The sequence below is a fragment of the Methylobacterium dankookense genome (assembly GCF_902141855.1).
GTDB lineage: Bacteria > Pseudomonadota > Alphaproteobacteria > Rhizobiales > Beijerinckiaceae > Methylobacterium > Methylobacterium dankookense.
On the sequence record NZ_CABFVH010000111.1, the window covers coordinates 1 to 1890 of the forward strand.

2 protein-coding genes are annotated in these 1890 nt (G+C 67.7%); both read right to left on the reverse strand.

What is annotated here, in order from left to right:
• A partial coding sequence (locus MTDSW087_RS29740; protein WP_144769383.1) for a branched-chain amino acid ABC transporter permease occupies positions 1-985 on the reverse strand: 985 nt, incomplete at its 3' end.
• 25 nt (positions 986-1010) lie between these two features.
• A complete protein-coding gene (locus tag MTDSW087_RS29745) occupies positions 1011-1889 on the reverse strand; it encodes a branched-chain amino acid ABC transporter permease (RefSeq protein ID WP_144769385.1) in 879 nt (292 codons plus the stop codon).
• Between the last annotated feature and the right edge of the window lies 1 nt (position 1890).

Sequence of the window (1890 nt, forward strand, 5' to 3'; positions counted from 1 at the left end):
ACAGCGGTTTCTTGAGGAGCTTGGCGAACAGCCCGACGATGCCCTCGCGGAACAGCAGCACGCAGAGCACGAAGACCGCGCCCTGGATCACCGTCACCCAGGCCCCGAACTGGGCGAGGTAGGTCTCCATGGTCACGATCACCAGGGCCCCCGCGATCGGCCCGAACACCGTGCCCATGCCGCCCACCAGCGTCATCAGCACCACCTCGCCCGACATCGACCAGTGCACGTCGGTCAGCGAGGCCAGCTGGAACACCAGCGCCTTGGTCGCCCCCGCCAGTCCCGCCAGCGTCGCCGAGAGCACGAACACCGCGAGCTTGTACTGGTTGACCCGGTAGCCGAGCGAGACCGCGCGGGGCTCGTTGTCGCGGATCGCCTTCAGCACCTGCCCGAAGGGCGAGTGGATGATGCGGTAGATCAGGAGCATGCCGCCGAAGAAGACCAGCGCGACGAGCGCGTAGAGCACCCGGTCGTCCGCGATGCTGATGAGGCCGAACAGGTTGCCCCGCGGCACCGCCTGGATGCCGTCCTCGCCGCCGGTGAACTTCGCCTGCAGCGAGAAGAAGAACACCATCTGGGCGAGTGCCAGCGTGATCATCGAGAAGTAGATGCCCTGCCGCCGGATCGCCAGCGCCCCGAAGACGAGGCCGAGGACGGCAGCCGTCGCGGTGCCCGACAGGATGGCGAGCTCCGGCGTCAGGCCCCACTGCTTGGCGGCATAGGCCGAGACGTAGCTCGCCATGCCGAAATAGGCGGCGTGGCCGAAGGACAGCAGGCCGCCGTAGCCGAGCAGCAGGTTGAAGGCCAGCGCGAACAGCGCGAAGCACAGCACCTTCATCAGGAAGACGGGGTAGAGCACCAGCGGCGCGACCGCGAGGGCGATGGCCAGGCCGACGAAGACCTTGCGGTGCAGCGCCTTGTCGTCCCGGCTCTCGGGCCGGGAGGCGGCGATGGGGGCGGCCTCGATGGTGGCGGTGTCGGCCATGACGGCGAGCCTTCGATGAGAGGGGTCAGGCCGTGCGGCCGAACAGGCCGGCGGGCTTCACGAGCAGCACCAGCACCATGATGACGAAGATCACCGTGGCGGAGGCCTCGGGGTAGAACACCTTGGTCAGGCCCTCGACCAGGCCGAGGGCGAAGCCGGTGACGACCGAGCCGAGGATCGAGCCCATGCCGCCGATCACCACCACGGCGAAGACCACGATGATGATGTCGGCGCCCATGTTGGGGTTGACCGAGTAGATCGGCGCCGCGAGCACGCCGGCAAAGCCGGCCAGCGCCACGCCGAAGCCGTAGGTCAGGGTGAGGAACAGCGGCACGTTCACGCCGAAGGCCTGGACCAGGGTCGGGTTCTCGGTGGCGGCGCGCAGATACGCGCCGAGCTTGGTCTTCTCGATGACGAGCCAGGTGGCGAGGCAGACGACGAGGGAGGCGACGACGACCCAGGCGCGGTAGTTGGGCAGGAACATGAAGGGCAGGCGCTGGCCGCCCGCGAGCTCGGCGGGAATGGCGTAGGGGAGCCCTGAGACGCCGTACTGGTTGCGGAACAGGCCCTGGATGATGAGCGCGAGGCCGAAGGTGAGGAGCAGGCCGTAGAGGTGGTCGAGCTTGTACAGCCTGGCGATCAGGAAGCGTTCGAGCAGGATGCCGAACAGGCCCACGGCCAGCGGCGCGAGGCCGAGCGCCCACCAGTATCCGAGCCCGAGATAGGTGAGCAGCATCCAGGCCACGAAGGCGCCCATCATGTACAGGGCGCCGTGGGCGAAGTTGATGATGTTCAACAGCCCGAAGATGATCGCCAGCCCGAGCGACAGGATCGCGTAGAACGAGCCGTTGATCAGCCCCAGCAGAAGCTGGCCGAACAGCGCCTGGGTCGGTACGCCGAAGATC